The sequence below is a fragment of the Streptomyces phaeochromogenes genome (genome assembly GCF_001418655.1).
GTDB classification, from domain to species: Bacteria; Actinomycetota; Actinomycetes; order Streptomycetales; family Streptomycetaceae; genus Streptomyces; species Streptomyces phaeochromogenes.
In genome coordinates this window covers 1-8396 of record NZ_LIQZ01000482.1, presented here as the reverse complement: position 1 = coordinate 8396, position 8396 = coordinate 1, and the positions used below count along the sequence as shown (strand labels likewise).

The following is an 8396-nucleotide window of genomic DNA, read 5'->3' as shown; positions in this document are numbered from 1 at the left end:
ACCCAACGCAAACCCCCCGCCCAACCGCCTCGCCACCAGCACGTACAACAACACCACCGGCGTCGAGTAGATGATCGAGAACGCGGCCAGTTGCCCGTACACGACCGTTCCGCGGTTTCCGAAGAAGTCGTTGATGCTGACCGATGCCGGCATCTGGTCGGGGGTCAGCAGGAGCATGAAGGGGACGAAGAAGTTGCCCCACATCATGACGAACGAGAAGACGGTGACGACCGCGACGCCCGGGCCCATCAGGGGGAGCACGATCCGCAGGAGGGACTGGAAGGAGGACGCGCCGTCCGTCCAGGCCGCCTCCTCCAGTTCCTTCGGTACGCCGTCCATGAAGTTCTTCATCAGCCAGATGGCGAAGGGCAGTTGGGACGCGGCGAAGAAGAAGATCGTGCCCTGCATCGTGTCGATCAGGTCGACCTGAACGAACAGGGCGTACACGGGAACCATGATCGCCGTGATCGGCAGGCTCGTCGCGAAGAGGATCGTCAGGAGGAAGGGGCGGTTCAGGCGGGAGCGGAACCGGGACAGCGGGTAGGCGGCCAGGGCCGCGCACACCACCGTCAGCAGCGTCGCCCCGCCGCACAGGATCAGGCTGTTGAGGAGAGGGGTGAACGTGACGTCCGGCGTCAGGACCGCGTCGAAGTTGTCGAGGGTGACGCCGTCGGGGACCTTCACCTTCAGGTCGGCCTTCGGGTCCACCGACGAGAGGAGGACCCAGGCGAGGGGGAGGACGAACGCGGCGGCCACGAAGAGCAGGCCCGCGTCGGCGGCGTAACGGCGGCTGTTGCGGCGGGACACGAGAGTCGTACTGCCGGGCATGTCAGACCTCCGTCCGCAGCAGGCGCATATAGACCAGGGAGAAGAGCGAGCCGACCACCAGGAGGAGCAGGGCCACGGCCGTCCCGTAGCCGATCATGCTTTTCTGGAAGGCCTGTTCGTACATGAAGAGCGGGAGCGTCTGGCTGCGGTTTCCCGGGCCGCCTCTCGTCATCACCCAGATCAGACCGAAGACCGAGAGGGTCTGCAGGGTGTTCAGCATCAGGTTCGTACCGATGGAACGGCGGATCATCGGGAGCGTGATGTGCCACATCCGCCGCCAGCCGCCCGCGCCGTCCACCTCCGCGGCCTCCGTGATCTCCTTCGGGATCTCGTTCAGGGCCGCCGAGTAGACCAGCATCGAGAAGGCCGTCCCCCGCCAGACGTTCGCGAAGGACACCGCGAGGATCGGAAGCGTGAACAGCCAGTTCTGGGACGGGAGATGGAGCCAGTCCAGCACGGCGTTCAACGTGCCCTCGCGGCGGAAGAAGGCGTAAAGCAGGAACCCCGCCACGACCTCCGGCAGCACCCAGGCGGCGATCACGATGCCGCCGGTGACCGTACGGACCGGCTTCGACGCGCGTTGCATCAGTACCGCCAGGGACAGCCCCAGCGTGTTCTGGCCGATCAGGGAACTCAGCACCGTGAACACCAGCGTCAGCCATACGGCGTTGAGGAACGCGTCGTCCTTGAACGCGGCCCGGAAGTTGTCGAAGCCGATGAACGACGACTCGGCCTGGCCGGTGAGCTGGAGATCCGTGAAGGCGATGTACGCGCAGTACGCGATGGGGCCGGCGAGGAAGAGGAGCAGAAGGACGACGGCGGGGGAGAGCGGCAGCGCACGCGTCAACGCACGGCGGACATCGCGGCGGCCGGCGGGCGGGTGCGGCGGGGCGGCCGGGCCCGGCGCGGTCTTCACCACGCCCGGGCCCGCCGGAGGTGCGGAGGTCATGAGCGGCTGATCACTTCTCGATGACCTGGTTGTCCGTGGCCGTCTTCAGCTCCTCGTCGTACCCCTTCGCCGCCTCCTCGACCGAACTGTCGCCCGTCGTCACGCCCTCCATCGCCTCCTGGATGGCCGTCGAGACCTTCGGGTACGCGGGATACGCGGGGCGGTAGTGCGTGCTGGCCACCAGGTCCGTGAAGAACTTGATGCCGGGCTGCGCCTTCACGTACTCCGGGTCCTCCGCCACGTCCGTGCGCACCGAGATGCCGGAGTTGGCGATGTACCACTTCTGGGCGTTCGCCTTCGTCTGCATCGTCCTGATGAACTCGAAGGCCAGGTCCGGGTTGCCCGCCTTGCTCGGGATCGCCCAGGTCCAGCCGCCCGACATGCTCACCTTGCTCGGCGCCTGGCCGTCCTGCGTCGGCATGTACGCGAGCCCCAGCTTCTCGGACCACTCCGGCCATTCGTGGCCGCTGCCCTCCAGCCAGTCCTGCGGGAGCCAGGAGCCGTCGAGGTTGATGCCGAGCTTGCCCTCGGGGAGGAACTCGCCGCGGACCCTGGTCGCGATGTTGGGGTCGAGGGCGTCCGAGACGTCCGGGCCGAGCTTCTCCTTGAAGACCGTCTCGACGAATTCGAGGGAGTCCTTGAAGCCCTGGCTCCCCGTGATCCACTTCTTGGACGCCGGGTCGTAGAGGGGACTCTCGTTGGCCCCGCTGGCCGTCCCGTAGAGGAGCATCTCGAAGCCCTGCATGGTGGCCGCTTCACCCGCGGGCTTGCCCGTGTAGATGTTCATGGGGATGACGCCGGGGACTTTCGCCTTGATCGCGCGGGCCGCGTCGAGGATGTCGGCCCAGTTCGTCGGCTGCCAGTCGGCGGGCAGCCCGGCCTTCTTGAAGATGGCCTTGTCGAACCAGAGGCCCCGGGTGTCGGTGCCGTCCGGGACGCCGTACGTCTTCCCGTCCTGGGCCTGCGCCGCCTCCTTCGCCGTGTCTATGAACTGGCTCCAGTCGTCCCACTTGGCGAGGTACGGGTCCAGCGGCTTGAGGTAGCCGCTCGTGATGTCGGAGTTGATGAGGAACGTGTCCTCGTAGACCAGGTCAGGGGCCGTCTTCGGCGAGCGGAGCATCTGCTGGAGTTTCGTGTAGTACTCCGAGTCCGGGGCCTTGATCGGGACGAGCTCCACCCTCTTGCCCGGGTTTGCCTTCTCGAACTGGTCCTTGATGTCGGCGAGATACGTGTCCATCACCTTGATGGAGTTGTCCGTCGACTGTTTGAAGGAGATCTTCACCGTGTCCGGATCACTTCCGGATTCGCTGCCACAGGCACTGAGCGCGGTGGCGGTGAGCAGGGTGGCGAGGAGAAGTGGAACGGCTGTGGGGCGCACGGGTACAACCTCCTGCTGGCCGACGTCTTTGTGGCCGGGTTGGGCTGCACGAGAACCTAAGAGGGCTGGTCCAGCCAGGTCAATGACTTTGCATGATCAGTCCGCCACGGTGCGTACGGTCGCGCACACTCAAGGTACTGCCGAACCGCCCCCGCGGCGGGGTGTCGGGCGCCGGGAGGAGAGCGCGAAATGCCGGAACAGGACGTGACAGTAGGCCAGTTGCTGTTGGTCGAGTACCAGAGCGTAAAGGACGAGCAGAAGGCACGTATCGGGTTCCGCGACAACCTGTTGTACGTGACGCTCGCGGTCGTGGCCGCCGTGGCCGCCGCCTCCGCGCAGTCCGGACAGAGCTCGATGCTGCTGGCGCTTCCGCCCGTGTGCGTCGTACTCGGGTGGACCTACCTCGTGAACGACGAGAAGATCTCGGCGATCGGGGCCTATGTGCGGGGCGACTTGGGCCCTCGGCTCGCCGATCTCGCACAGATCGAACGCTCGGCGGCCTTCGGCTGGGAGAGGGCCCACCGCGCCGACACCCGCCGCACATCACGGAAGGCCATCCAGTGCGGGGTCGACCTACTGGCCTTCTGCGCGGTGCCGCTGGCGGGCCTCGTCGTGTAATGGGCCGGCGGACAGGTCGGCCGGGGACTGCTGGCGCTGTCCGTGCTCGAAGCGCTGGTGGTGGTGGGGCTCGCGGTCCAAGTCGTGTTGTACGCAGGGGTGTTCGGCTCGGGACGGCGATGACTGACGTACCTGATGACTGACGTACCTGATGACTGACGTACCTCTTGAGTACGAAGACGCCCTCCGACTAGCCCTTCACCCACCGGTACTGCAGCTCCGGTCTCCCCACCTGCCCGTACTGAGGGCTGCGCCCCGCTCGCCCCGCGTCCACCAGATGCTCCAGGTAGCGCCGGGCCGTGATCCGGGAGATGCCGACGGCCTCGGCGACGCCCGTCGCGGTCAGGCCCTCGTCGGAGTCGCGCAGGGCGCGGGTGACCCGCTCCAGGGTGGGGGAGCTCAGCCCTTTGGGGAGGGCCGCCGGGCCGGGGGCCCGGAGGGTGGCGAGGGCGCGGTCGACCTCGTCCTGGCCGCTGGCCTCGCCGGCCGCCGCGTGGAACTCGGCGTAGCGGACCAGGCGGTCGCGGAGGGTGGCGAAGGTGAACGGCTTCAGTACGTACTGCACCACTCCCAGCGACACCCCCTCCCGCACCACCGTCAGGTCGCGCGCCGAGGTCACCGCGATGACGTCCGCGTGGTGGCCAGCGGCGCGCAGCGAGCGGGCCAGCTGCAGACCGTGCACGTCCGGCAGGTGGAGGTCCAGGAGGAGCAGGTCCACGGGCATACGGTCCAGCGCCCGGCGGGCCTCCGCGCCCGTGTGGGCCTTGCCGACGGCCGTGAAACCGGGCACCCGCCCCACGTACAGGACGTGCGCGTCCGCCGCGACCGGGTCGTCCTCGACGACCAGGACGCGGATGTCCCGCGAGGGGGAAGGCGTGCTCATACGGTGCCTCCGTGCGGCGTCGGCTCGGGCGCGGGCTCATGCGTGAGCCCAGGACCGCCGCCGGACCCGTCCCCAGACCCGTCCACGGCCCCTGACCCGGACTCGGGCCCGGCGTGGACCTTAGTCCTCCCACGCCCCGCCGTCGGCAGCGGCAGCCGCACCTCGAAGGACGCGCCGCCGCCCGGGGCCTGCGTCACGGTCAGTGTCCCGTCGTGCCGGGCCACCGCCTGCCGTACGAGGGCCAGGCCCAGCCCCCGTCCGGCGGGCCCGGCGGGCTTGGTGGACCAGCCGCGCTGGAAGACCGCCTCGGCGTGGGCCGGGTCCACGCCCGTACCGGTGTCGACGACCCGCAGGACCAGCCCCTCGGCGTCCGCGATCGCCGTGACCGTGACCCGGGCGCCGGCCGAGCCCTGCGCCGCGTCCACGGCGTTGTCGATCAGGTTGCCCAGGACCGTCACCAGGTCACGGGAGGGCAGGGACTCCGGGAGCAGGCCGTCGTCGATGCTGCTGTCCTCGGAGACCAGCAGCTCGACGCCGCGCTCGTTCGCCTGGGCCGTCTTGCCCAGCAGCAGCGCGGCCAGCACCGGCTCGCTGACCGCCGCGACGACCTGGTCGGTCAGCGCCTGGGCCAGTTCCAGCTCGGCCGTGGCGAAGTCGACGGCCTCCTCGGCCCGGTCCAGCTCGATGAGCGATACGACGGTGTGGAGGCGGTTCGCGGCCTCGTGCGCCTGCGAGCGCAGGGCCGTGGTGAAGCCCCGCTCGGAGTCCAACTCGCCCATCAGGGACTGCAGTTCGGTCACATCGCGCAGTGTCACGACCGTGCCGCGTCGCTCGCCGCCCGACACCGGAGAGGTGTTCACCACGAGCACCCGCGACTCGGTCAGATGCACCTCGTCCACGCGCGGCTCCCCGGACAGCAGCGCCCCCGTCAGCGGCGTCGGCAGACCGATGTCCGCCACCGAGCGGCCCACCACGTCGTCGGTCACGTCGAGCAGCTCGCGCCCGCCGTCGTTGATCAGCGCCACCCGGAACTGCCCGTCCAGCATCAGCAGCCCCTCGCGCACGGCGTGCAGCGCGGCCTCATGGTAGTCGTGCATCCGGCTGAGCTCGGCCGCGTTCATCCCGTGCGTGGAGCGGCGCAGCCGGGCGTTTATGACGTACGTACCGACGGCCCCCAGGGCCAGGGCAGCCGCCGCGACACCGATCAGGGCCTGCACCTGCCCCTCGACCCGCTGACTGATCTCGTCGACCTTGATCCCCGCGCTGACCAGGCCGACGATGCGGCCGTCGTCGTAGATCGGCGTGACGGCCCGCACGGACTCGCCGAGGGTGCCCGTGTACGTCTCGGTGAAGGGATGGCCGAGGAGCGCGCGCTGTGTGTTGCCGAGGAAGTGCTTGCCGATCAGGTCCTTGTTGGGGTGCGTCCAGCGGATGCCGTCCGGGTTCATGATCGTGACGAAGTCGACCTGGGCGTCACGCTGCACCGACGTCGCGTACGGCTGGAGCGTCTTCGTCGGATCGTCCGTACGGATGGCCTCCCGCACGGACGGCGAGTCCGCGACCGACCGGGCCACCGCCATCGCCTGGCGTCCCGCCGCGTCCTCCGCCTGACTCCGGTCACTGATGTAGGTGAAGAGCGCACAGCCCGCAACCACGACCGCGACGAGCACAGCCTGCATGGCAAACAGCTGACCAGCAAGGCTGCGGGGGCGTGGAGCACGGGGGAGGCGCATGGAAACAGTGTGCCCCGCGCTTGCGGGCTGCCCGTCTTCTCGTGTCCTGCTGGACCTGCCTGGGCCCTGGGGACAAGCGCGAAGAAGTTGGCCTCGCCCACTCCGAAAAAGGGGGAATCTCCGACTTCGCGCCCTTGATCCGGCGCGTTCCTTCGGAGCTTTCCTGCTTCAGCGCCGGTCGCCCGCCCGGAAGACTTCCGTTGAGGTCTTGCACTGGCTCCACAGGCCTGACACCCCCGGCCCGGCGGCCAGCACACCGCAGGTGCCGCAGCGTCTGCTGCAGGGGAACCGACGAGGCCGAGGCCGGGAAAGCGTACTCCTCGGTCTTTTCCACTCGGTCAGAACTGAACGTACGCGTCAGTTCAGTCACCTGCGAGATCGTCCAGGTCCACCGACCTGTGAACGAAATGAACGGAAGGGTGACCGGCCTCACAAGGCGGGAGATAGTCACCGACAACCCCCGGACGTGAGCCGCACGCCGGATGATGCCGACGACGTCGTCAAGGAGGGCAGCCGTGACCAGTACATCCGATACGGCACCTGCCGCTCCCGCTGCCAAGCGGGACCGCACCCACTACCTGTACATCGCGGTGATCGCCGCCGTGGCCGCCGGCATCGCCGTGGGCCTGATCGCTCCCGACTTCGCGGTCGAGCTGAAGCCCATCGGTACCGGCTTCGTGAACCTGATCAAGATGATGATCTCGCCGATCATCTTCTGCACGATCGTGCTGGGCATCGGCTCGGTACGGAAGGCCGCCAAGGTCGGCGCGGTGGGCGGCATCGCGCTCGGCTACTTCGTGGTCATGTCGTTCGTCGCCCTCGCCATCGGCCTGGTCGTCGGCAACATCCTGGAGCCCGGCACGGGCCTCGCGGTGACCGACGCGATCAAGGACGCCGGTCAGGGCCAGGTCACCGAGGCCAAGAACACCGAGGAGTTCCTGCTCGGGATCATCCCGACGACGATCGTCTCCGCCTTCACCGGCGGCGAGGTCCTGCAGACCCTGCTCGTCGCGCTGCTCGCCGGCTTCGCGCTCCAGGCCATGGGTTCGTCCGGTGCGCCGATCCTGCGCGGTGTGGAGCACATCCAGCGTCTGGTCTTCCGCATCCTCGCCATGGTGATGTGGGCAGCGCCCATCGGCGCCTTCGGCGCGATGGCGGCGGTCACCGGCTCGGCCGGTCTGGACGCACTCAAGAGCCTCGCCGTCCTGATGCTCGGCTTCTACGTCACCTGTTTCCTCTTCGTCTTCATCGTGCTCGGCACGATGCTGCGGGTCGTCGCGGGTCTCAACATCCTCACGCTCTTCAGGTACCTGGGCCGTGAGTTCCTGCTGATCCTGTCGACCTCCTCCTCCGAGTCCGCCCTGCCGCGGCTCATCGCGAAGATGGAGCACCTGGGTGTCAGCAAGCCGGTCGTCGGCATCACCGTCCCGACCGGTTACTCCTTCAACCTCGACGGCACCATGATCTACATGACCATGGCCTCGCTGTTCATCGCCGACGCCATGGGTACGCCGATGTCGGTGAGCGAGCAGATTCCGCTGCTCCTCTTCCTGCTGGTCGCCTCCAAGGGCGCGGCGGGTGTCACCGGAGCGGGTCTGGCCACCCTGGCGGGCGGCCTCGCGTCCCACAAGCCGGCCCTGGTGGACGGCATCGGCCTGATCGTCGGCATCGACCGCTTCATGAGCGAGGCCCGCGCCCTGACGAACTTCGCCGGCAACGCGGTCGCCACGGTTCTGATCGGTACGTGGACCAAGGAGATCGACAAGGGCCGCGTCGACCAGGTGCTCGCGGGGCAGCTGCCCTTCGACGAGACGACCCTCCTGGACGACGGCCACGGTTCCGCTCCCGCCCCGGCGGAGGTCCCGGACCAGCCGGAGGACAAGACCCTGGCCAAGGCCTAGCCCCAGGCCCTGTCCCAGAACTCCGGGCGGCTGCGTGGATCCCCCGCCGCTCAGCCGTCCGGTCGCTCCGCTCACCCCCCACTTCCCCGGCCACCGGCCGGTGGCC

6 protein-coding genes and 1 pseudogene are annotated in these 8396 nt (G+C 68.6%); 2 read left to right on the top strand and 5 right to left on the bottom strand.

Translation table 11 applies throughout. The features are described from left to right. The 3 genes from AOK17_RS43450 to AOK17_RS43440 all read right to left on the bottom strand — a co-directional run. Positions 1 to 828, bottom strand: an 828-nt coding sequence (locus AOK17_RS43450) for a carbohydrate ABC transporter permease (RefSeq protein ID WP_055618167.1), incomplete at its 3' end; no start/stop codon positions are given. A gap of 1 nt (position 829) precedes the next feature. After that, positions 830 to 1777, bottom strand: a complete 948-nt coding sequence (locus AOK17_RS43445; protein WP_055618166.1) for a carbohydrate ABC transporter permease — start codon at positions 1775 to 1777, stop codon at positions 830 to 832. A 10-nt stretch (positions 1778 to 1787) separates the two neighbouring features. Beyond that, positions 1788 to 3155 carry an extracellular solute-binding protein gene (locus AOK17_RS43440; RefSeq protein ID WP_055618165.1) on the bottom strand — a complete coding sequence of 456 codons (1368 nt, stop codon included), beginning with the start codon at positions 3153 to 3155 and terminating at the stop codon, positions 1788 to 1790. A 189-nt stretch (positions 3156 to 3344) separates the two neighbouring features. Between AOK17_RS43440 and AOK17_RS43435 the strand changes: the two are divergent. Continuing rightward, a pseudogene (locus AOK17_RS43435) lies at positions 3345 to 3896 on the top strand (hypothetical protein). Between the two features lie 67 nt (positions 3897 to 3963). On the opposite strand, the gene AOK17_RS43430 reads toward AOK17_RS43435, so the two are convergent. Together AOK17_RS43430 and AOK17_RS43425 are read right to left on the bottom strand one after the other, a co-directional pair. Next, a complete protein-coding gene (locus AOK17_RS43430; protein ID WP_055618164.1) occupies positions 3964 to 4656 on the bottom strand; it encodes a response regulator in 693 nt (230 codons plus the stop codon). Next, positions 4653 to 6389, bottom strand: coding sequence for a sensor histidine kinase (locus tag AOK17_RS43425; RefSeq protein ID WP_055618163.1), 1737 nt, complete (start codon positions 6387 to 6389; stop codon positions 4653 to 4655). The genes AOK17_RS43430 and AOK17_RS43425 overlap by 4 nt, the downstream gene beginning before the upstream one ends. 515 nt (positions 6390 to 6904) lie before the next feature. Here AOK17_RS43425 and AOK17_RS43420 point away from each other — a divergent pair. Next, complete coding sequence (locus tag AOK17_RS43420) at positions 6905 to 8290, top strand: cation:dicarboxylate symporter family transporter (protein WP_055618162.1); 1386 nt, start codon at positions 6905 to 6907, stop codon at positions 8288 to 8290. The last annotated feature ends 106 nt before the right edge of the window (positions 8291 to 8396 follow it).

Bases quoted from the DNA above. Each gene is read 5' to 3' on its own strand.
- AOK17_RS43445 (WP_055618166.1), bottom strand. From the start codon at position 1,777: ATGACCTCCGCACCTCCGGCGGGCCCGGGCGTGGTGAAGACCGCGCCG.
- AOK17_RS43430 (WP_055618164.1), bottom strand. From the start codon at position 4,656: ATGAGCACGCCTTCCCCCTCGCGGGACATCCGCGTCCTGGTCGTCGAG.
- AOK17_RS43425 (WP_055618163.1), bottom strand. From the start codon at position 6,389: ATGCGCCTCCCCCGTGCTCCACGCCCCCGCAGCCTTGCTGGTCAGCTG.